At 70.1% G+C, this 21,447-nt stretch carries 17 protein-coding genes and 1 pseudogene; 6 read left to right on the top strand and 12 right to left on the bottom strand.

Features of this window, described 5'->3' with window-relative positions; genetic code table 11:
• Nucleotides 1-2: 2 nt before the first annotated feature.
• Nucleotides 3-725 carry a GntR family transcriptional regulator gene (locus tag R4I43_RS23695; RefSeq protein WP_324267887.1) on the bottom strand — a complete coding sequence of 241 codons (723 nt, stop codon included), beginning with the start codon at nucleotides 723-725 and terminating at the stop codon, nucleotides 3-5.
• Nucleotides 726-857: 132 nt separating this feature from the next.
• Here R4I43_RS23695 and R4I43_RS23690 point away from each other — a divergent pair, with 132 nt between their 5' ends.
• Nucleotides 858-2,003 carry a CaiB/BaiF CoA transferase family protein gene (locus R4I43_RS23690; RefSeq protein ID WP_324267886.1) on the top strand — a complete coding sequence of 382 codons (1,146 nt, stop codon included), beginning with the start codon at nucleotides 858-860 and terminating at the stop codon, nucleotides 2,001-2,003.
• Nucleotides 2,004-2,006: 3 nt separating this feature from the next.
• Here the strand turns inward: R4I43_RS23690 and R4I43_RS23685 are convergent, their stop codons facing one another.
• On the bottom strand, nucleotides 2,007-3,143 hold the full coding sequence (locus tag R4I43_RS23685; RefSeq protein WP_324267885.1) for an MFS transporter: 1,137 nt from the start codon (nucleotides 3,141-3,143) through the stop codon (nucleotides 2,007-2,009).
• A gap of 129 nt (nucleotides 3,144-3,272) precedes the next feature.
• On the opposite strand from R4I43_RS23685, the gene R4I43_RS23680 reads away from it, so the two are divergent.
• Nucleotides 3,273-3,749 carry a winged helix-turn-helix transcriptional regulator gene (locus tag R4I43_RS23680; RefSeq protein WP_324267884.1) on the top strand — a complete coding sequence of 159 codons (477 nt, stop codon included), beginning with the start codon at nucleotides 3,273-3,275 and terminating at the stop codon, nucleotides 3,747-3,749.
• A 60-nt stretch (nucleotides 3,750-3,809) separates the two neighbouring features.
• Here R4I43_RS23680 and R4I43_RS23675 read toward each other — a convergent pair.
• A pseudogene (locus tag R4I43_RS23675) lies at nucleotides 3,810-4,203 on the bottom strand (SDR family oxidoreductase); the annotation flags it as partial.
• Between the two features lie 234 nt (nucleotides 4,204-4,437).
• On the opposite strand from R4I43_RS23675, the gene R4I43_RS23670 reads away from it, so the two are divergent.
• Nucleotides 4,438-4,569, top strand: coding sequence for a hypothetical protein (locus R4I43_RS23670; protein WP_324267883.1), 132 nt, complete (start codon nucleotides 4,438-4,440; stop codon nucleotides 4,567-4,569).
• Between the two features lie 22 nt (nucleotides 4,570-4,591).
• Here the strand turns inward: R4I43_RS23670 and R4I43_RS23665 are convergent, their stop codons facing one another.
• Nucleotides 4,592-6,694 (bottom strand): acetate--CoA ligase family protein, encoded by a 2,103-nt coding sequence (locus R4I43_RS23665; protein WP_324267882.1) that lies wholly within the window; start codon nucleotides 6,692-6,694, stop codon nucleotides 4,592-4,594.
• A gap of 254 nt (nucleotides 6,695-6,948) precedes the next feature.
• On the opposite strand from R4I43_RS23665, the gene R4I43_RS23660 reads away from it, so the two are divergent.
• A complete protein-coding gene (locus R4I43_RS23660) occupies nucleotides 6,949-8,274 on the top strand; it encodes an MFS transporter (protein ID WP_324267881.1) in 1,326 nt (441 codons plus the stop codon).
• A 61-nt stretch (nucleotides 8,275-8,335) separates the two neighbouring features.
• Here R4I43_RS23660 and R4I43_RS23655 read toward each other — a convergent pair whose 3' ends face one another.
• The 6 genes from R4I43_RS23655 to R4I43_RS23630 form a co-directional block, all read right to left on the bottom strand.
• Nucleotides 8,336-9,868, bottom strand: coding sequence for a UxaA family hydrolase (locus R4I43_RS23655; RefSeq protein ID WP_407691301.1), 1,533 nt, complete (start codon nucleotides 9,866-9,868; stop codon nucleotides 8,336-8,338).
• 355 nt (nucleotides 9,869-10,223) lie between these two features.
• Nucleotides 10,224-11,831 carry a GMC family oxidoreductase gene (locus R4I43_RS23650; protein ID WP_324267879.1) on the bottom strand — a complete coding sequence of 536 codons (1,608 nt, stop codon included), beginning with the start codon at nucleotides 11,829-11,831 and terminating at the stop codon, nucleotides 10,224-10,226.
• Between the two features lie 50 nt (nucleotides 11,832-11,881).
• Nucleotides 11,882-12,604 carry an acetoacetate decarboxylase family protein gene (locus R4I43_RS23645; protein WP_324267878.1) on the bottom strand — a complete coding sequence of 241 codons (723 nt, stop codon included), beginning with the start codon at nucleotides 12,602-12,604 and terminating at the stop codon, nucleotides 11,882-11,884.
• Nucleotides 12,605-12,723: 119 nt separating this feature from the next.
• Nucleotides 12,724-13,632, bottom strand: coding sequence for a GlxA family transcriptional regulator (locus R4I43_RS23640; RefSeq protein ID WP_324267877.1), 909 nt, complete (start codon nucleotides 13,630-13,632; stop codon nucleotides 12,724-12,726).
• Between the two features lie 7 nt (nucleotides 13,633-13,639).
• Complete coding sequence (locus R4I43_RS23635) at nucleotides 13,640-14,227, bottom strand: isochorismatase family protein (RefSeq protein WP_324267876.1); 588 nt, start codon at nucleotides 14,225-14,227, stop codon at nucleotides 13,640-13,642.
• Nucleotides 14,228-14,356: 129 nt separating this feature from the next.
• A complete protein-coding gene (locus tag R4I43_RS23630) occupies nucleotides 14,357-15,160 on the bottom strand; it encodes an acyl-CoA thioesterase domain-containing protein (RefSeq protein ID WP_324267875.1) in 804 nt (267 codons plus the stop codon).
• A 163-nt stretch (nucleotides 15,161-15,323) separates the two neighbouring features.
• On the opposite strand from R4I43_RS23630, the gene R4I43_RS23625 reads away from it, so the two are divergent.
• Nucleotides 15,324-17,765 carry a M14 family zinc carboxypeptidase gene (locus tag R4I43_RS23625; RefSeq protein ID WP_324267941.1) on the top strand — a complete coding sequence of 814 codons (2,442 nt, stop codon included), beginning with the start codon at nucleotides 15,324-15,326 and terminating at the stop codon, nucleotides 17,763-17,765.
• Here R4I43_RS23625 and R4I43_RS23620 read toward each other — a convergent pair whose 3' ends face one another.
• A complete protein-coding gene (locus tag R4I43_RS23620) occupies nucleotides 17,766-18,254 on the bottom strand; it encodes a SixA phosphatase family protein (RefSeq protein ID WP_324267874.1) in 489 nt (162 codons plus the stop codon).
• A 280-nt stretch (nucleotides 18,255-18,534) separates the two neighbouring features.
• Here R4I43_RS23620 and R4I43_RS23615 point away from each other — a divergent pair, with 280 nt between their 5' ends.
• Nucleotides 18,535-19,836 carry an ABC transporter substrate-binding protein gene (locus R4I43_RS23615; RefSeq protein ID WP_324267873.1) on the top strand — a complete coding sequence of 434 codons (1,302 nt, stop codon included), beginning with the start codon at nucleotides 18,535-18,537 and terminating at the stop codon, nucleotides 19,834-19,836.
• 47 nt (nucleotides 19,837-19,883) lie between these two features.
• Here the strand turns inward: R4I43_RS23615 and R4I43_RS23610 are convergent, their stop codons facing one another.
• Nucleotides 19,884-21,443: an alkaline phosphatase D family protein gene (locus R4I43_RS23610; protein ID WP_324267872.1), complete on the bottom strand. Its 1,560-nt coding sequence runs from the start codon at nucleotides 21,441-21,443 to the stop codon at nucleotides 19,884-19,886.
• Nucleotides 21,444-21,447 lie beyond the last annotated feature (4 nt).

The raw sequence follows: 21,447 nt of genomic DNA, 5'->3' as shown, positions 1-21,447 counted from the left end.
GGTCAGCTGTCCTGCGTGGACAGGACGTTCTGCTCGATGAAGAACTCGACGAGGTCGGGCCGGATGATGTGCCACATGGCTTCGGCGAGCTTGCCGTCGGTCAGCCACGTCAACCGGCGCAACCGGATGACTGCTCGCCCGGCGGTGAGCTGGAGCTGGTTCGCAGTGCCGTCGTCGAGCAGCACCGGGTCGATGTAGACGCGGGACTTGGCCGCGGGGATGTCGTTGCGGGAGAAGTAGTCGTGCACGGTCAGGTGGGCCAGGTCCTCGTCGAGCAGTCGTGGTGCCAGCGAGAACGGGACCGCGGAGAGTTCGATGGCGATGGGGTTGTCGTCGACGTCGAACTTGAGCCGGCGAAGCTGGGTCACCGGCGCGTCGTCCTCCACGCCGGGCATCTCGACGTCTGCGTCGCGCGCCGGGATGACCGCAGCGGAGTCCACCGCGTGCCGGCCGGGGATCTCCGGACCTCGTAACGCGGGGTTGACCAGGCGCAGCAGGTTCTCCTGCCGGGCGCCTTCGGCGACGAACGTGCCGCGCCGCCGATGCCGTTCCACCAGCCCGGCCTGGGCCAGTTCGGTCAGCACCCGCTGAGCGGTGGCACGGCTGACCGAGTACTGCTCGCGCAGCTCAGCCTCGGTGGGCAGTTTGCTGCCGGGCAGCAGCGCACCCGAGCGGATCCGCTGCTCCAGTTCGGTGCGGATGCGCAGGTACGCCGGGGTCGTCATGGACGGAATCTAGCTCCGCGCAATTGACCGGTCAATAGGGAATTCGATCGGTCAAAAGATGTAACGGCGCGTTGACACGAGGTGTCCGGGCGGCGAGTCTGCGGCGGTGGCCGGGCGAGATGGGGTGGGCGCATGCTGCCGTTGGAAGGCGTGACCGTCGTGTCGCTGGAGCAGGCCGTCGCGGCTCCGTTCGCGACCAGGCAGCTCGCCGACCTCGGTGCTCGGGTGATCAAGGTGGAGCGCTCGACGGGGGACTTCGCGCGTGGCTACGACACCGCGGTCAACGGGATGTCGAGCCACTTCGTGTGGATCAACCGCAGCAAGGAGAGCATCGCGCTGGACCTCAAGGCCGAGGACGATCAGCGGGTCATGGACAAGCTGCTGGCCAAGGCCGATGTGTTCGTGCAGAACCTCGCCCCGGGTGCGGCGGCGCGACTGGGGCTGGGTGCCGATCGGCTGCGGGAACGCGATCCCCGGCTGATCGTCTGCGATCTGTCCGGCTACGGCAGCTCGGGTCCCTACCGCAGCAAGAAGGCCTACGACCTGCTGGTTCAGTGCGAGACCGGCCTGGTGTCGATCACCGGCGGCGAGGAACCGGCCAAGACCGGGATCTCCACGGCCGACATCGCCGGCGGCATGTACGCCTTCAGCGGCATCCTCGCCGCGCTCTACGAGCGCGAGCGCACCGGTCAGGGCAGCGCGTTCGAGGTGTCGTTGTTCGACGCGCTCGGTGAGTGGATGGGTTTCCCGTACTACTACGCCACCTACGGCGGGCAGGCCCCGCGCCGCTCGGGAGCCCGGCACGCCGCCATCGCCCCGTACGGGCCGTTCGCGGCGGGCGACGGCACGCAGGTGTTCCTGGGCGTGCAGAACGAGCGGGAGTGGGTGCGGTTCTGCGAGCAGGTCCTGCGGCGCCCCGAACTGGCCACCGACTCGCGCTTCGACGACAACCCCAAGCGCGTCGAGAACGTCGTCGAGCTGCAGGGGGCCATCGAGTCCGGCTTCGCGGCCATGACCGGTGACGAGATCGAGCAGCGCTTGGAGGAGGTCGGCATCGCCAACGCCCGCATGCGCACGATGGCCGAGTTCGCCGACCACCCGCAGCTCGCCGCCCGCGACCGCTGGCGCGAGGTCGACTCACCGGCGGGCCCGGTCCGGGCCCTGCTGCCTCCGATCACGGTCGCCGGCCGCGAGCCCCGCATGGACCCCATCCCGGAAATCGGCAGCCACACCAACAAGATCCTCGAAGAACTCGACGAACCACCCCGCGAGTCCTAGCAGTCACGGTTTCGTCGGCATGCCTCGGCGTGTTGGCGCGACTCGGCGACTGGCGCCCCACACGGCGAACGCGCAGAAGGCGAAAGCAGCGCCGAGGGAACTGGATCCCGCCCACCCGAAGGCGGAATGGACCGCGGTGGTGGACACCGCTCCGAGGGCGGATCCGAGGGAGTAGAAGAGCATGTAGACGCCAACGGCGCTGCTCGTCCGGTGCGGGTGGGCCGCGGTGAGCGAGTGCTGGTTGCTGACGTGCACTGCCTGCACTGCGAAATCGAGCGCGACCACACCGAGGATGACCAGGTGGAGCGACCAGGCTGCCTGTCCCGTTGCGAGCCATGACGCGCCGAGGAGTGCGAGCGCGCAACCTGTGACGACGTGAGCGCGTCCGGCGTCGGCCCATCGACCGGCACGTGCGGCGCCGAACGCTCCGGCGAGGCCCGCGATTCCGAAGAGGCCGATCTGGGCGGGGTTCAGGTGCCAAGGCTCTGCGGACAGCGGGAGTGCCAGGCCGCTCCACAGCGTGCCGAACGAGGCGAACACGAAGAACGCGATCAGTCCGCGCGAGAGGAGAAGTCGTTCGCGGAGGAGGGGGGCGAGCGAAGTCAGAACTTCGCCGTATCGAGCGTGGGCGGTGCGCGGGTCGGCGGGCAGCAGCTTCATCAGCAGGCCTGCGAGTACGACGAGGAGCGCGGCGAGCACCGCGTAAACGCTTCGCCATCCCATGAGCGCGGCGAGCCCGCCCGCGAGAACGCGGGCGCCGAGGATGCCGACGACAACGCCGGAGGTCACAACTCCGAGAGTGCGGCCGCGTTCGGTTCGCGAGGCGAGATCGGACGCGTAGGCGACGGTCGTCTGGACGACCACGGCGAACAGGCCCGTGAGTGCGAGACCTGTGAGCAGGACCCAGAGTTGGGTGGCGAAGGCGGCCAACGCCGACCCTGCTGCGGCGAGCAGCAGGTGTCCGGCGATGAGAGCGCGCCGGTCGAGCATGTCCCCCAGGGGGACGAGGAGCACGAGGCCGATCAGATAGCCGAGTTGTCCGGCCGTGACGATCCATCCCAGTTCGGCTTCTCGAACGCTCAGGTCGCCGCCGATCTGCGCGAGCACGGGTTGAGCCGCGTAGATGGTTGCGACCGCCACCGCGCAGATGGTGGCGAACAGAGTTCTCCGGCCGTGCGGCAGGTCCACAGCTCTCCAATTGGTAGCAAAGTGCAACTGTTTGAACAGTAGGGCACAATGGTTTCAACTTGCAACTCTTCGGGGGAAGTGATGAACGCATCGATCGACATCGATGAGATGGCCTGGACCGACCCGACCTGCCCGGTCGCACGCGCCCTCGACCTCGTTGGAGATCGGTGGAGTCTGCTGATCGTTCGCGATGCGATGGACGGCGCGCGCGCCTTCACCGAGTTCCAGCATCGCACCGGGATCGCGCGCAACATCCTCGCGGACCGGCTGCGTCGCCTCGTCGAACGAGGTCTTCTCGATCGACAGGTGGCTCCGTCAGGTCGGCGGCAGATCTACGCGCTGACGCCCGTCGGTCGGGATCTGTTCACAGTGATCGTGGCCTTGCGGCAGTGGGGCGAACGACATGCCTTCGGGCAGGACGAAGCCCGTTCCACCCTTGTCGACCAGCGCGGGCTTCCCATTCCTGACTTGCGTCCGACCGACTCGAGCGGTGCTCCGGTGGATGTCGGATCGACCTCGGTCCAGGGGAAGGGTAACGGCGAACAACCAAGCCGCTAGGGGAGTCGGTCGGCTTCGCCGTTGCACAGGAGACCTGCGGGTCTACCAGGTAGACGTGGGTCAGCCTTGTTTGGTGGGGCGGATCGCGAATTCTCCGATCTCGACGTCGGGTTGCTCGATGGTGCGGGCGACGGCGTCGGGGCTGATGCCGAACTCGGACATGTCTGCTGCGCCTGCGCTCGCCGTTCGGGGTCCTCGGCGTGGTCGACGAGTTCGGTGCGGACGAACCCCGGGGAGGTGGAGGTCGTGCGCAGCGTGCCGTCGGTGGACTCCTGGCGCAGCGCTTCCAACAGCGTGCGCACGGCGTTCTTGGTGCCCGCGTGGACGGCTTGCGTCGGGACGATCTTCACGCCCGAGGTCGACACCGTGGTGATGAGGTGCCCTGGCCCTGGCTCCGGAAGACGGGCAGGGCGGCGTCGATGCCGTGCAGGACGCCGCGCAGGTTGACGTCGACCTCCAGCGTCTCCGCGCGGCGAGCGCGTCCAGCCGGTCCGTGCGTCGAGCTCCGAGCACGCCCCCTCCAGGCGCTGACCGGCTGGCGCAGCGCTTGGTCGAGTGCGCGCGGGTTCAAGCGCGGAGTCATGGCGATGATCGAGGCGTCGGCGTGGCGTGATCTCCACTCGGACCAGGACCAGCGCCTCGACGAAGCGCTCAATGTGCTGCTCGACCGGGGAAAGACGCCGGTGAGGTGCGCGATGACGTCGACGCGGCCGACATCATCCTCCTGCTGGGCAGTTTGGCGCAGGTCCCCGAAGTTGAATGGGACGCGCGGGCTCAGCTGATGGTGTCGGTCATCGTCGACGGACTTCGCGCGCCTTGATCCGCGACGAAGCGCCGCACGACTAGGTCAGGACCGCCAGGCAATCGACGGCCACCGCGCCGTTGTGGTCGACCAGGAGCGGGTTGACGTCGAGTTCTTCGAGGTCGTCGGCCAGGTCGTGGGCCAGCCAGGACAGGCGGGAGACGGCGTCCGCCGCTGCGTCCAGGTCCCGGGCCGGTTCACCTCGGACGCCGTCGAAGATCCTGCTCCCGCGCAGGGAGCGCAGGAGTCGCTTCGCCGAGGCGGTGTCCAGGGGTGCGACGCCGACCCGGCTGTCGGCGAGGACTTCGACGAGGACTCCGCCGAGCCCGACCACCACGACCGGACCGAACGCGGGGTCGCGCTTGATGCCGACGATCAGCTCGGTGCCGCTCGACATCCGCTGGACCAGCAGCTTGGCGTCCGGATCCAGTCGCAGCAGGTCGTCGGCGGCGGCCAGGACCTCGGCCTCGGTGGACAGGTTCAGCCGCACCCCGCCGACGTCGGACTTGTGGCCGATGGTGCGGGACAGGAGCTTGACGGCCACGGGCGTGCCCAGGTCGTGCGCGGCGGCGACCGCGCTCGGCGGGTCCTTGGCGGGGAAAGCGCCCGCGCAAGGCACTCCGTAGGCGGCGATGAGCCTGCTGGACTCGTGCTCGTCGAGCTGCGCGCGCCCGTGATCGCGGGCTTCGCACAGGATCGCGCGCACCGCCCTGCGGTCGATGTCGCGCGGCCGCTGCGGGCTCGGCGGCGCCAAGCGCAGGCTGTACGAGGCCAGCGCGCCCAGCGCCGCAGCCGCGCGCCCGGGGTCGGTGAAGCACGGAATCCCCAGCTCCCGCAACCACTCCCGAGGCCGACCGCTGCCGCCGGTCCACACCACCACCAGGGGCCGGTCGGTGGAGCGGTAGGCGTGCTCGATGGCGCCGATGAGCTCGTCGGCCGCGTGGTCGGCGTTGCCCAGCAGGACCGCGATCACGTCCGACCCCGGGTGCTCGACCGCGATCTCGAGAGCTCGCCGCAGCATTGCCGGATCGCTGATCAGGTTCGCGGTCAGGTCCACCGGGTTGCGCGCGGAACCGAAGGCCGGGAGGACTTCGGCCATCCGGGTCTGCCACTCGGGCTCCCACGGGATGACGTCCAGTCCGTGGTGGGCGGCCGCGTCGGCCATCAGCACCCCCGCACCGCCGGACAGGGACAGCGTGGTCAGGCGCCTGCCGCGGGTCCGGCGACCGTCGGCGAAGATCATCCCGACGTCGAGCAGCTGCTCCATGCCGTCCACCCGCACGACGCCGAACTGCCGCACGACACCGTCGAAGACCGCGTCCTCGCCCGCCAGCGACGCGGTGTGCGACGCTGCCGCGCGGGCACCCGCCTCCGAGCGCCCGACCTTGACGACCAGGACGGGTTTGTCCAGCTCGTGAGCCCTGCGCGCCACGGCCAGCAGCTCGCGCCCGTCGTGCACGCCCTCCAGGTAGGCCATCAGCACCCGGACCTCGTCGAGTTCGACCAGTCCGCCCAGCAGTTCGCCGACCGACAGGTCCGCCTCGTTGCCGGTGTTGAGGAAGTGCGAGATGCCGAGCCCGGCGTGCTGCGCGGCGGAGAAGATGAAGGTGCCGAACGCGCCGCTCTGGCTGACGAACGCCAGCGCCCCTTCGCGCAGCTGGAAGTCGCCGTCCATCGCCGAGGTGAAGGTGGGCATCGCCCGATCCTTCAGGCTGAACATGCCCAGGCAGTTCGGCCCGAGCAGCCGGATTCCGGTGTCGGCGACGACCTCGCTGAGCTGCTGCTGGAGTCGCGCGCCCGCCTCGTCGAGCTCGGCGAAGCCGGCCGCGCCCACGATCGCCACCGGGATCCCCCGTTCGGCGCAGTCGCGGACCGCGGCGACGACCTGATCCGCCGGCAGCATGATCATCGCCAGGTCGATGTCGCCGTCGACGTCGGCCAGCCCCGGGTAGGCGGGCAGGCCCTGGACCTGCGCGCGCACCGGGTTGATCGGCAGCAGCCTGCCGATGTAGCCGAAGCGCTTCATCAGCGCGATCGCGCGTCCGGAGAGCTTGACTGGGTTGTTCGAAGCACCCAGGACCGCGATCGACCTCGGGTGCAGCATGCGGTGGATCGCCGGATGAGGGGCCGTGTTGCCGTCCATCGCGCTCCATCCCACCTGGTGCGTTGGCGCACCGGTGTTTTCGATGCGTTGGCACCCGCCGCGTTGCGGGCGTCCAGGTCGAGGCTAGGCGAGCGCTGCTCCGGGGCCAAGACTCGGAACGATGACCGTCCACAGTGGAGCATGTGGTGCAGTCCACTCGTGAACCGGCTAACCCCGAAGCCGCGAGCGGCGAAGTAACAGATGAGCAATCGTTCGCACGGCGTTGTTGACTTTGAGGACATGGGAGGGCATTCGTGGCTGCCGACCGACCGGAGAGTCGGGCATGGTGGATCTGGAGCGCGGCGGTGGTCGCCTACCTCGCCGCGGTATTTCACAGGGGCAGCTTGGGGGTTGCCGGGACGCAGGCGCTTGATCGGTTCGACGTCGGACCGGCCGCGCTGAGCGCGTTCACGGTGCTGCAGGTGGGCATCTACGCGAGCATGCAGATCCCCACCGGTTTGCTGGTGGATCGATTCGGCGCGCGCCGGGTGATCACCACCGCGGTGTTGTTGCTGGGGGCCGGCCAGACGATGTTCGCGCTGGCCGACACGTACGCGATGGGGCTGGCCGCGCGCGGCGTGCTCGGCCTGGGCGATGCGTTGATGTGGGTGAGCATCCTGCGACTGGTGGCGGCCTGCTTCTCGGCCCGCCGCTACGCGCTGGTGGCCACCATTTCCAGCGCGCTGGGGGCGCTGGGTGGTGTCGCGGCCACCTTCCCGCTGGCCGCGGCGCTGCGCACGATCGGCTGGACCGGGACGTTCCTGCTGGTCGGCGCGCTGACGATGGTCTACGCGGCGGTGACGGTCTCGGTCGTGCGGGACACCACGCCGAAGACCTCCGCGCCCAAGAGCGGGGGAGCGGTGCTGGCGCAGGTGCGCTCGGCGTGGTCGGTGCCGGGAACGCGCCTGGCGTTCTGGACGCACTTCTGCACGATGTTCGTCTCCGGTGCGCTGACCCTGCTGTGGGGCTTCCCCTACCTGGTCGACGGGCTGGGCGTGGCCGCCTCCACGGCCAGCGTGCTGCTGAGCCTGCTGATCATCGGCCAGGTCGTGGGCGGCCCGGTGGTCGGCGCGCTGATCGGCAAGCGCCCGGAGTGCCGGATGTGGCTGGTCATGGGCTACCTGAGCGTCAACGCGCTGTCGTGGGTGGCGCTGCTGACCTGGCCGCAGGGACGTCCGCCGCTCGCGGTGATCGCCGTGGCGTTCCTGATCTTCGCCCTCGGCGGTCCGGTGTCGTCGGTGGCCTTCGCCCTGGTGCGCGACTACAACTCGCTGCGCCACGTCGGCACCGCCACGGGCGTGGCCAACGCCGGCGGGCACTCGGCCACCGCGCTGGGCGTGCTGTCGGTGGGCCTGGTGCTCGACCTCTTCGAGGCGATGCCCGGAGGTTCGGAGTACCGGGTGGCGATGCTGGCGCTGGTCGCGATGCTGATCTTCGGCGCCTCCCGCACCTGGGTGTGGTGGCGCCGGGCTCGCGCGGAGGTCTTCGCCGCCGCGCAGCGCGGCGAGCAGGTGCCGGTGCTGCTGCACCGCCACCGCTGGGACCTGGAGGTCCCGCGCCGCGAGGCCGTACCGTCCTGATTGAGGGGGAAGGAGGGCGGTTCCGCTGAGCTTGGGGAAGCGGAACCGCCCTTCGCTCGTCTCAGAGCACAGTGGACAGGTGCCACGGGACGAATTCTTCTTCGCCGTAGCCGAGTTCTTCGCTCTTGGTCTCCTCGCCGGAGGCGACGCGCAGGATGTGCTGGAAGATCTGCTCGCCCATCTCGGCCACCGTCATCTCGCCGTCGGCGATGACACCGCAGTTGATGTCCATGTCGTCGGTCATCCGCTCGTACAGCGGCGTGTTGGTGGCGAGCTTGATGCTCGGCGCCGGCTTGCAGCCGAACGCCGAACCCCGGCCGGTGGTGAAGCACAGCAGCTGCGCACCACCCGCGATGAGGCCGGTCGCGTTGACCGGGTCGTAGCCCGGGGTGTCCATGAACATCAGCCCGCGATCGGTGATCGGCTCGGCGTACTGCAGCACGTCCACGAGGTTGGTGGTGCCGCCCTTGGCCGCCGCGCCCAGCGACTTCTCCAGGATCGTGGTCAGCCCGCCCGCCTTGTTGCCCGGCGAGGGGTTGTTGTTGATCGAGCTGCCGTCGGCCTGGACGTGCTTCTCCCACCAGCTGATCCGGTCCACCAGCTTCTCGCCGACCTCGCGGCTGACCGCGCGTCGGGTCAGCAGGTGCTCGGCGCCGTAGATCTCGGTGGTCTCGCCGAACACCGCCGTGCCGCCGTGGCGGATCAGCAGGTCGGCCGCCGCGCCCAGCGCCGGGTTGGCGGTGATGCCGGAGTAGGCGTCGGACCCGCCGCACTCCATCGCCAGGACGAGCTTGTCCGCGCCGACGGTCTCCCGCTCGTGCGCGTTGGCCAGCGGCAGCATCTCCTCGATGCGCCGGACGCCTTCGGCGACGGTCTTCTTCGTGCCGCCGAACTCCTGGATCGTCATCGCGTGCACCGGCGTGCCGTCCGGCAGCTTCAGGTCCTCGGTCAGCGCCCTGACCTGGTTGACCTCGCAGCCCAGACCCAGCACCAGCAGCCCGGCGATGTTGGGGTGGCCGGCGTAGCCCTGCAGCGCTCGGCGCAGCACCTCGAAGCCCTCGTTGCCGCGGCCGCTGTGCCCGCAGCCGAGGGTGTGGGTGAGCGGGCAGATGCCGTCGACGTTGGGGTAGTCGTCGAGGATGCCGGAGGCCTCGACCCGGCGGGCGATCATCTTCGCCGCCGTCGCCGAGCAGTTCACCGAGGTCAGCACCGCCAGGTAGTTGCGGGTGCCGACGCGGCCGTCCGGCCGCACGAAGCCCTGGAAGGTCGCGCGCTGCTCCTCGGGGACGTACTCGGTGGGCGTGACGTCGGCGCCGAAGGCGTGTTCGCGCTGGAACTCCTGGTAGGCGACGTTGTGGGTGTGCACGTGCTCGCCGGCTGCGATGTCGCGGGAGGCGAAGCCGATGATCTGCCCGTACTTGCGCACCGCCGCGCCCTCGGCGATGTCGGCCGTGGCGACCTTGTGCCCGCGCGGCACGGTGTTCGTGATCTTGAGGCCGGAGTAGGTGCCGGGCTCGATGTCCTGCCGGGCGATGAGGACGGAGTCCTCGGCGTGCAGGCGGAAACCCAACTGGTCCAAGGTCGGCGACGACAACCGGATCACCCTCGCTTCAGAAATGTGAAGTCACTTCGTCGTGGTGAACCGGATGCTAGACGTGCGAACGCCCGGTGTCACCGCTCGACGCGATGACCCGATTCTCACGCCCCGAACGAGACGACGACAGCTCCAGACCGGAGTTCTCCCGCCCCAGGCGTCCCACCGGTCCCGAGGTGGTGACCCGATTACCGCGGTAATCCGCGACCTGATTACCGCCGCAATCGGGTCGGTCCCCGGATTACTGCGGTAATCGGGTGCCTGATTACGGCGGTAATCGGGGTGCCGCGGGCTCAGGGTGCGGTGGGTTCGGGAGGTGTTCCCGTGCTCCGGAGGGGCGAGGTCGGCGTTGGTGTCAGATCAGGGAGGCGCACATCTCGCCGATCATGTAGGAGGGGGCGTTGGTGTTGCCGCCGGTGATGCTGGGCATGATCGAGGCGTCGGCGACCCACAGGCCGTCGACGCCGCGCACCCGCAGCTTCGGGTCGACCACGGCCCGCTCGTCCACGCCCATCCGGCAGGTGCCGACCGGGTGGTAGACGGAGTGGATGCGGGTCGGCAGCTCGCGGCGCAGCGCGGCCTCCTCGAAGTACTTCGGCCCGGGGCTGAGCTCCTCGGTGACGTCGGCGGCGATGGTCTTGTTCGCCATGACCTCCCGGATCATGCCCATCGCCTCGATGAGGAACTCGGTGTCGGCCGGGTCGCTGAGGTAACCGGGGTCGATGTGCGGTGAGGCCGTCGGATCGGTCGAGGTCAGCCGGACCTCGCCGCGGCTCTCCGGGTAGATCAGCGTCGGGAAGATCGTCATCGCCGGGCGCGTGTCGGTCCGGTAGAGCTTGTCCTCGTCCTGGTTCGGGGTCGGGTAGCTCCACGGGATCGTGTGGATCTGCATGTCCGGCACGTCGCCCTTGGCCCGCGAGGTCTTGACGAAGCCGACCGTCTCGAAGAGGGTTCTGCCGAGCCAGGACTCACCGCGCTTGCCGAGCGCTTCCTTGAGCATGCCGGAGGCCATGTAGGTCGCGGTGGAGCGGTGCAGGGCCTTCTTGGTCACGAACGTCATCGGCACGAAGAGGTGGTCGTGCAGGTTCTGGCCCACCGGCAGGTCGGCCTTGACCTCGACGCCCACCTCCTTGAGGTGCCCGGCCGGCCCGACGCCGGAGAGCATCAGGATCTGCGGCGACCCCACGACACCGGCCGAGACCACGACGCCGCTAGCGGCGCGCAGGGTTTCGCGCCGCCCGCTCTTAGTGTCGATGACCTCCACGCCGGTGGCGCGCCCGTTCTCGATGATCACGCGCGCGACGTGCACGTGGGTGCGCACCCGCAGCGACGGCAGCTCGCGGTTGGTCAGGTACCCGCGCGAGGAGCTGTAGCGGCGGCCCTTGCTGGCGCTCTGCTGGAAGATGCTCACGCCTTCCTGGGATTCGCCGTTGTAGTCGTCGATCCGCGGCACGCCCAGCGTTTCCTGCGCCGCGGTCATGAACTGCTCTGCGGCCGGGGTGACGTCCTTCTGGCGCGTGACCTCGATCGGGCCGCCCTGGCCGCGCAGCTCGCTGGCGCCGCCCTCCCAGTTCTCCAGGCGCTTGAACGCGGGTAAGACGTCCTGGTAGCTCCAGCCCTCGCAGCCCTCGGCGGCCCAGGAATCGTAGTTGGCCTTGTTGCCGCGCACGAACAGCATGCCGTTGACCGAGCTCGACCCGCCGAGGACCTTGCCCCGGGTCATCGGGATCTCGCGTTCGTGGGCGTGCTTCTGCGGGGTCGAGTACTGCTTCCAGGTCACCTGCTTCTTCAGCTGCGGCACGACGTGCAGCACCGAGATCATGCCCGGGACGGTGACGGTGGGGAGGTCGTCCTTGCGCCCGGCCTCCAGCAGGAGCACGTTGGCACCCCGCTCGGCGAGCCTGCTGGCCACGACGGATCCGGCGCTGCCCGCGCCCACGACGATGTAATCGGCATCGCTCATCTTCGTTCAACTTCTCCAGTGGTCGCCGTTGACTGCTCCGGTGCGCGTGATCACGACCGGCTGGAAATCTTCGTTGCGTCGTCGAACCGCATCGACAGGTCGCCGATGTGGTTGGTGAACAGGGCTTTTCGCGGGAGTCCGAGACGCCGCAGGTCGTCGCTGATCGGATGATCACCGAGCTCGACCCGGGCACCGCCGGGACGCATCCGGGTGCCGCGGGCGCGCATCGTCCACGGGGTCCGGCGCAGCACGCCGTCGCGGTGGGTGTAGGCGTCGAGGGTCATCGCGCCCATCGCCGAAGGGGCCGGAACGCCGCGCCCGAAATCCATCGCGACGACCGGGCGCCCGTCGAGCCGCACCTCGCAGCGGGTGCGCTTGCCGCGAGCGCTGACGTCGATGGCGGCGATCTCCTTGGGGAAGCCCCAGATGTTCTGCCCGGCTTCGCAGGTGAAGGTCTGGTCGACCGGCAGCCAGTGGATGAACACCCCGGTCGAGCCGCGCAACCCGGGCTGCTTGCACATCAGCGCCACCAGGAACTCGTGGTACTCGCCGAGGTCGCAGTCGAGGTAGTGCATGAACCCCAGCGTCGCGGCGACCCGCCCCGGGAACGGTGTCACCGGCTCCAGTCCGGCGGCGGCGAGGGTGTCGCGCGCGGGTCCGGCGGGCAGCAGGAATTGGGCGGTGATGCCGGTGGCGGCGCGGACCTCGACGGGTATCCGGACCTGCTCGCCCTGCACCACGTGCACCGAGTTCGTGATGGGTTTCTCGCGCACCGGCTGACCTGCCTTTTCCTCACGTGCGGGTACGTCTTCGGACCACCATCACCAAGGCGACAGTCATACAGATGATGGTTTTGTGTATGTCCGGAGTCAAGGGTCCGATCGCGCGGGGGTCAGGTCCCGCGGCTGCGGATCCGCCGCAGCATCCGCGCGTCGGCGAACCCGGCCGCCCGCGCGGCGGATTCGGCGGTGGCGCCCGTGCCCAGCAGGTGATCGGCACGCTCCAGGCGCAGAACCTGCTGGTAGCGCAGCGGTGTCAGGCCGGTGGCCCTGGTGAAGGAACGGGTGAGGGTCCGCTCGCTGACCCCGACAGCGGCGGCGAGTTCGGCCAGCGGCAGGGGTTCGGTGAAGCGGGCGTCGATGACGTCCTGCACGCGGTGGACGGCGTCGTCGAGGTGCGCCCGGTGCCGCAGCATCGCGCTGGCCTGCTGATCGTCGCCGTTGCGGCGGGCGTAGACGACCATCGCCCTGGCCACGCGCGCGGCTTCGCCGGGTCCGTGCTCCTCGGCGAGCAGGTGCAGCGCCAGGTCGATGCCGCTGGCGATGCCCGCGGAGGTCACCACCCCGCCGTCGGACACGAACAGGACGTCGCGCACCACCGACGCGCGCGGGTGGCGGCGCGCGAGCTCGTCCTGCAGGTCGTGGTGGGTGGTGCAGCGGCGGCCGTCGAGCAGCTCGGCCTGCCCGAGGACGTCCGCGCCCGAGCACACGCTCGCGATCGTCCCGCCCGCCTCGTGGTGGGCCCGCAGCTGCTGCGCGGTCGCCGAGTGCAGCCGGGGCCAGCGAGGCGGCTCGGGCACTCGCGAGCCGGGGACCAGCACGAGGTCGTCGGCGGTCAGCTCGGGCCACGCGGTGTCAGCGCGCACGGGCAATCCCTGCGCGCTGACCACCTCGTCGTGCTGGGAGACGTAGTGCAGCTGGTAATCGTGCCCGAGGCCGGCAGCCGTCGAGAACACCTGCGCCGGCCCGGCCAGGTCCAGCAGGTGCAATCTCGGCAGCAGCAGGAAGACGACACGGCTCACGATCCGGTCAGCCTACGCCGGTCACCTCGGCGACCGTCCGGATCGAGGCGAACCGGCCGGCCAGCGCGTACTCGGTGCGCGCGATGATCTCCGCCGGGTGCAGCGTTCGCGGATCGGCCAGGAGTTCCTCCAGGCTCCGATCCGCCGGGGCGTCCCGGTGCCCGATCGGGTTCGTCGCCGTCGCGTCGGTGACGAACGAGACGTCGTGACCGAGGTCGGAAGCGACCCGCGTGGTCGTCTCGCAGCACTGCTCGGTCCGGATCCCGCACACCGCGAGCTCGCGGATGCCCCGGTGCGTGAGCGTCTGCTCCAGGTTCGTGCTGGTGAAGGCGTTGTGCGAGGTCTTGACCACGGTCGGCTCGGCTTCGCCGGGCACGAGCCCGTCCATCAGCCGCACGTGCCCGTTCACCGGGTCGAAGACCCCGCCCGTGCCCGGTTCGCTGTGCAGCACCCACACCACGAGGTCGCCTTCGGCCCGGGCGTGGTCGACCAGCCGCGACACCGATTCGGCGATACCGGGATTCGAAATGGCCCGCCACAGCGGTCGCCGGCGGAAGGACTCCTGAACATCAACAACGAGAAGCGCTCGATTCACACCCCCGATCCTGTCCCCGGGACCCCGCCCACCAGAAGGCACGATCCCGTCACCCATCAGCACGATCCGGTCAGGCCGCCTGCCCGGTTCGCGCGGTCAGCGGCAGCAACGCGGGGTTGAGGCGCGCGGTCAGGACAGGGGCGGGGTGGAGACGGCCGTGACGTTGCAGTAGCCGAAGGGGCCTCGGGAGTCGTGGAAGGTCGTGGAGGCCGTGGCGACCCCGGTGTCGCTGAGGTGGCCGGTGGCTTCCATGCCGACCTCCGGGGTCGTCGGCATCCGGCTGAGGGTGAGCGTGTAGTCGGCGTTGATGAAGCCGAGCGCGCCGCCCTTGGGCATGTTGGCCAGCGGGCTGGCGAAGTCGGCCGCGGTGGCGGTGCGCACGAACGGGGTCATGGTTTCGCCCGCGACCAAGTCGTGGGTGTCGCGAATCCAGGCCCGGCGGGCGCCGCCATGGGACCAGTCCGCGGTGGCGCCGGATTCGTCGAGCATCCAGATGTCGAACGGCGGCTCCCAGCGGCCCCCGGAGTCCGGGGGAGAACCGAGTTCGGCGATCCCGGGCATCGACCACGGTGGTGTGGTCGGAACTTCGCCCTCGGGCTGGTCGCCGCGTCGCAGCAGCACGGCGCTGGCACGGGCGACGGCCTTCTCGCCCTGGAACACGGTGGCGTCGGCGACCCGGATGCGGCGGCCGTCGCGGACCCGCTGCGTCTCGACGCGGACCGGTTCGAGCGTCGCGCTGCGGAACAGGTCGACCGTCAGCCGCGCGAACTGGAAGTCCTCGGCGCCGTGCTCGAGCTCCAGGGACCTGGCCAGCAGACCGCCGAAAAGCCTGCCGTGCATCATCTGCGGCGACCACGGGCTGCTCGCGTGCTCGCCCGGGACCAGCAGGTCTCCGTCGGGGCGGAAGAACGGTTCACCAGGGATGTCGACCATGCGCGGAGTCTAGAACGCCGCGCGCTGAAAGCCCGAGTCCTGCCTTGACACCCGATCGACGCGCTGATCGACTGCTCTGCGCTGGTGTGGACCTTCTTCCGAAAAGGCGGCCATCGTGGTGAGAACGCACGCGCGCGGGAAGCTCTTGATCGGTGCCGTGGCAATGGTCACAGCCCTACCGCTGGTCGCCGCGCCCGCCGCCCAGGCCGAGCCGGCCTGCGACGCGTTCACCCCACCCACCGTCGACACCGGCGTGCCCACCGCGCGCGACGTCCTCGGCTTCGACCTCGGGCAGCGCGAGGTCACCGCCGCCGAAGCCGACACCTACCTGCACGCCGTCTCCGACGCCAGCCCGAACGTCGTCGACGGACAGCTCGCCACCTCCACCCAGGGCAGGCCGCTCGACTACGCCGTCGTCGGACAGCCGAAGTGGACCAACCCGGCCGCGCTGAAGGCCATCGGCCACAACCTGAACCTGCTGCGCGATCCCGAGACCCCCGAGCCGCTGGCCCAGCAGCTCGTCCGCGACACGCCTTCGGTGCTGTGGGTGGCCGGAAACGTCCACGGCGACGAGGAAAGCGGGACCGACGTCTCGCTGCGGGTGCTCTACGAGCTCGCCGCGCGCACCGACTGCACCGCACCGTCCATCTTGGACGACGCCATCGTCGTGGTGCTGCCGACGCAGAACCCCGACGGTCACGAGGCCGACACCCGCCAGAGCGCAGCGGGTTTCGACCTCAACCGCGACTGGTTCGCCCGCACCCAGCCCGAAACCGACGGCAAGCTCGACAAGCTCCGCGAACTCCCGCCGCAGCTCTACGTCGACTCGCACGAGATGGGCAGCGACGACTACTTCTTCCCGCCCAACGCAGACCCCGTCTACCACGACATCGGCGAGGCGCCGCTGAACTGGGTCTACGGCCTCTACGGCCCGGCCATGCAGCGCTCGTTCGACCGCTTCGGGATCCCGTACTTCAACGGCAGCTCCTACGACCTGATGTACATGGGGTACGGCGACACCGTGCCGCTGACCGGCTTCAACGCCGCGGGCATGACCTTCGAGAAGAACAACGCCGACCCCATCGCCGACCGCGTCCGCGAGCAGTACACCGCGATCTGGACGACCCTGATGACCGCCGGGGCGCAGAACGCCCAGCTGCGCGAGCAGTGGCGAGCCGAGCACGTGGAGGCCCAGCGCCAGGGGCAGCGGGGCGAGCTGGAGCCCAACGAGCTGCGCTGGCAGGACGGCGAGATCACCAACCCGGTTCCCGACATCGCCGTCAAGCACTACTTCCTGCGCACCGACGACCCGGCCAAGGCCGAGGGCGTGCAGCGCCTGGCCCGCCGCCTGCAGCGCATGGACGTCGACGTCCACCGCCTCGCCGCGCCCCTGACGGTGCCCGACTACACGCCCTACGGGCGACCCCAGGGCGAGACGACGTTGCCCGCAGGAACCCTGTGGGTGCCGATGGCCCAGGGCCAGAAGCACTGGGTGCAGGCCATGCTCAACGAGAGCAGCTACGTGCCCTTCCCGTACTTCTACGACGTCACCGCCTGGAGCGGGCCGCTGCTGGAGAACGTCGACGGCGGCCGCTCCGGCGCCGACCTGCACCCCGCGGCCGCGCCGCTGCCACCGCAGCCCGAACCCGCGCCACCGGCCCCGCGCGGGGAGAGGACGGCCGTCTACCAGATCTCGGCCACCGACAGCTCCTCGGTCGAATCGGCCGGATGGTTGCGGCACTGGCTGGGGGAGCAGCGCTTGGACTTCGGCGACCTCACCGCGCGGCAGATCGCCGACGGCGCGCTCGAGGGCTACCGGACGCTGGTCATCCCCAACGGCTCCGACGAGGAGGCAGCCCAGGCGCTGGGCCCGCTGGGGCAGGCCGCGCTGGCCGACTGGGTGCGCGGCGGCGGGACGCTGATCGGCCTGCGCGACGGTTCGCGACTGGCCACCCGCCTCGGGCTGACCTCGGCGACCTACGCCGAACCCACCTCGGACATCCCCGGCGCGCTCATCCGCACCGAGACCACGCCCGGCAGCCCGCTCGCCGAGGGCGTGGGCGACACCGCGTGGGCGATGTACGAGTACGACGCGGTGTGGTCGGCGCCGCCGGAGGCCAGCGCGGTGCGGTTCCCGGCCGCCGGGGACCCCGACTGGTACGTCTCCGGCTTCGCGTCCGGCGCCGAGGAGCTGCAGGGCAAGACCGCCGTGGTCGACGAGAACGTCGGCTCCGGGCGCGTCGTGCTGTTCGGCTTCGACCCGAACTACCGGGCCTTCACCAACGGCACCGCCCGCTTCCTGCGCACCGCCCTCACCGGTCCCGAGCCCGCGACCGCTGCCACCACTCGGGTCGCGCCCCACCAGGTCCCGGCGCCCTCGGCCGCGGGTCGGATGGTGCTCACCGTCCACCCCGACGCCGCCGAACGCGTCCGGGCGTTGCTGGGCGCCCGGTCGGCGGCGTTCGACGAGGTCAGGGCCGGTGACGGAGTGCGCTTCCTGGTAGACCTCGGCGGCCGCGGCGCCGACGAGCACCCGTGGGCCCGGTCGGTCGCCGACCAGGTCGCCGCGCTGGGCCGCTCGGTGGTCGCGATCCGGCTGCCGTAGTCAGCCGCGGGGCTTGGCGAAGGTGGAGGCGCAGGTCCAGGACTCGTCGGCGTCGGCCCAGGCGCGTTCGCTGCTGAGCAGGGCGACCGCTGAGGTCTTGAGCTCGACGGGTTCGCCGGTGAGCAGGTGGACCAGGTCCTCCAGGCCCGGGTTGTGGCCGACGACCGCCGCCGTCATCGCGTTCACCGGGAGCTCGCGCACGATGGCGAGCAGCTGGTGGGCGGTGGCGTCGTAGATGCGCTCGTCGAAGCTCACCTGCGGTTCGGCCGGGATGTGCGCACCGGCGAGTTCCCAGGTCTGCCGGGTGCGCAGGGCAGGGGAGCAGCGCACGGCCTCGATTGCGTAGGCGTTGTCCCGCAGCCAGCGGCCCACCGCCGGGGCGTCGCGCCGGCCGCGCTCGGCCAACGGCCGCTCGAAGTCCTCGACACCGTCCGGGTGCGCCGACTTCGCGTGCCGGACCAGGATCAGCTTCCGCCGCGCGTTCGTCATCTCACGTCCTACGAGCTCGCCGTTGAATCGGCACCACACTACCCAACGCCCAGGTGCTTCCGCCCCGTGGAAGACCGGCGATGTCCGCTGGTAGCAGGTCTTCACCGGCCGTTGGCCGGTTGTTCGGCCCAAACGCCTCCAGTTTCCACTGTGGAGGGTCGAGCTGCTCCTTGACAGCTGTGATCCAGGCCGCTAGAAAGCGTTTACCAAACCTTTGGTTTTCCTACCGCCGAGAGCGGAATCGCCCGGAGTTCAACGACATCACGATGAGGTGAGCTCGTTGCCCGACACGTCACGTACCGAGGTTTCCCCGGCTCCGCGAAGACTCGGAGTTCTGGCCCTGTCGTTGTTGATGCTGGTCACCGCGTGCTCCGGTGGTGAAGCCGAGGGCGGCAAGGTGGCGCTGCGCGTGCTGTGGTGGGGCAGCGACAGCCGCCACCAGCAGACCCAGCGGATGATCGAGGAGTTCGAGGAGGAACACCCGAACATCGACGTCGAACCCGAGTTCACCGGCTGGAACGACTACTGGGACCGCCTGGCCACCGGCGCCGCGGCCAACGACCTGCCCGACGTCATCCAGCACGACGCCGACTACCTGCGCGAATACGCCGACCGGGGTGCGCTGCTGGAACTCGACGAGCACATCCCGCACACCCTGGACACCTCGAAGCTGGACCCGTCGGTGCTGGGCACCGGCAAGGTCGAGGGCAAGACCGTCGCCATCCCGTCCGGCATCAACACCTACGGCATCGCCGCCGACCCGGTGATCTTCGAGCAGGCCGGGGTGCCGATGCCCGACGACAAGACCTGGACCTGGCAGCAGTTCATCGACACCGCCGCCCAGATCACCGCCAAGACCCCGGACGACGTCCACGGCCTGCAAGACATCGGCTTCGTCGACGCGGGCCTGGTCATCTTCGCCCGGCAGCGCGGCGAGGAGTTCTACGCGCCCGGCGGCGGGCTCGGCGTTTCGGACCGGACCCTGGCCGACTGGTTCCGGATGATGCAGCAGGCCCGCGACTCCCAGGCCGAACCCGAACCCTCGCGCAGCGTCGAGGTACAGGCGGGCAACGTCGACCAGTCGCTGATCGCCACCAACAAGGGCGCGATGGGCGCGTGGTGGACCAACCAACTGCCGGCCATCACCGAACTGTCCGGTCGCGAACTGCGGTTCCTGCGGTTCCCCGGCGAGCAGCCGAAACCGGGCATGTACCTGAAACCGGCGATGCTGTGGACGGCCTCGTCCAACACCGACCACCCGGAGGAGGCCGCGACCTTCATCAACTGGCTGGTCAACAGCCCCAAGGCCGCCGAGATCCAGCTCAGCGACCGGGGTCTGCCGATCAACACCGACATCCGCCACCAGATCGTCGACAAGCTCAAACCGGCCGACCGCCAAGCCGCCCAGTTCCTCGACGAGGTCACGCCCGCGCTGGCCCCGCCACCGCAGATCCCGCCGCCGGGATCGCCCGAGGTCCAGGACGTGCTCATGCAGGTCAACGAAGCCGTGCTGTTCAACCGGATCTCGATCGAGCAAGCCGTCCAGCAGTTCCGCCAGCAGGCCACCGCGGCGATCGAGTGAGCGGTCGCGGCACCCCGGCTGCTCCCCGGGGCGCCGCCGCCGCGGGATCAGCCCTCGACGAGGCCGGGCTCACCGGACCGGATGGTGAAGGTGGCGCGGTCGGAGATGGGCGCCCCCGGGGTGGTGACGTGGTCGACGACGCGGAAGTCGGCGGTCCAGGCGTCGGGGGTGATGGTGTTGCGGACGTAGCCGCGCTTGCGGTTGATGAACTTGATGTGCGGGTTCTCCTGCAACTGCACCGAATCGCTCGGGTTCTGGTCGGTTCCGTCGCCACCGGAGGCGATCGAGGTGCCCACCAGCTCCACGCCGACCGTCGCCGAGTCCGGGGCGTCGAAGTCGGCCTTGATGTCGGCGGCGTAGTTGGCGTGCACGTCACCGGTGATGACCACCGGGTTCGACACAGTAGCCAGGTGGTCGCGGATCGCGTTGCGCTCGGCCGGGTAGTTGTCCCACGCGTCGTTGCTGAACGAGTCGGCGTCACCCGCGGTGAAGTCCCGCTGGGTGAAGAACACCTGCTGCGCCAGCACGTTCCAGCGGGCGGTCGAACCGGAGAGGTTGTCCAGCAGCCACTTCCGCTGCTCGGCGCCGAGGATGGTGCGCTCGGGGTCGTCGACCTGCTCCGGCGGGACCTCCTGGTCGTCGCGGTACTGGCGGGTGTCCAGCAGGTGCACGTCGACCAGGTCGCCGAAGGTCAACCGCCGGTGGATGCGGATGTCCGGTCCGCTCGGGCGCTGCGCGCGGCGCAGCGGCATGTGCTCGTAGTAGGCCTGGAAGGCCTGCGCGCGGCGCTCGCGGAACACCGCCGGGTCCTGGTCGGGTTCGGTGTCGGGCTGCGAGAGGTCGCCCGCCCAGTTGTTCTCCACCTCGTGGTCGTCGAAGACCACGGCCCACGGGAACGCGGCGTGCGCGGCCTGCAGGTGCGGATCCGCCTTGTACTGGCCGAGCCGGGTGCGGTAGTCGGCCAGGTCCATGATCTCGCGCGCGGGCACGTGCGTGCGCCCGATGGCGCTGGTGCCGCCGCCCTCGTAGATGTAGTCGCCGAGGAACGCCACCAGGTCCAGGTCTTCCTCGGCCATGCGCTGGTAGGCGGTGTAGTGCCCGGCCGGGTAGTTCTGGCAGCTGGCGAAGGCGAACGAGAACTTGTCGAGCTTCGCGCCGACCGCTGGGGCGGTCTTGGTGCGGCCGATCGGGCTGAGCTCCGCGCCGGCGCGGAACCGGTAGAAGTACTCCGCGCCCGGCTTCAGGCCCGAGACCTCGGCGTGCACCGAGTGCGCCGACGCGCGGGTGGCGTGCTCGGTGCCTTCGGCGACCACGTCGCTGAACTTCTCATCGGTGGCGACCTGCCACTGCACCGGCACGATCTGGTCGGGCATCCCGCCGAAACCGTCCTCGGTCAGCGGCTCGGGGGCTAATCGGGTCCACAGCACCACACCGTCGGGCAGCGGGTCGCCGGAGGCGATTCCCAGCTGGAACGGCTCGCGGATCGGTCCGGCACCGGCGCCGGCCGCGCCCGCCAGGCCCGTGGTGCCCAGCGCCGCCGCGCCGATGGCCGCCGAACCGGCCAGCAGGACCTGGCGTCGGTTGGGGCGGTAGGAGTTCGAGGTCATGCTC

Source organism: Saccharopolyspora mangrovi (genome assembly GCF_035320975.1).
GTDB lineage: Bacteria > Actinomycetota > Actinomycetes > Mycobacteriales > Pseudonocardiaceae > Saccharopolyspora > Saccharopolyspora mangrovi.
This window is presented reverse-complemented; position numbering and strand designations above follow the sequence as displayed.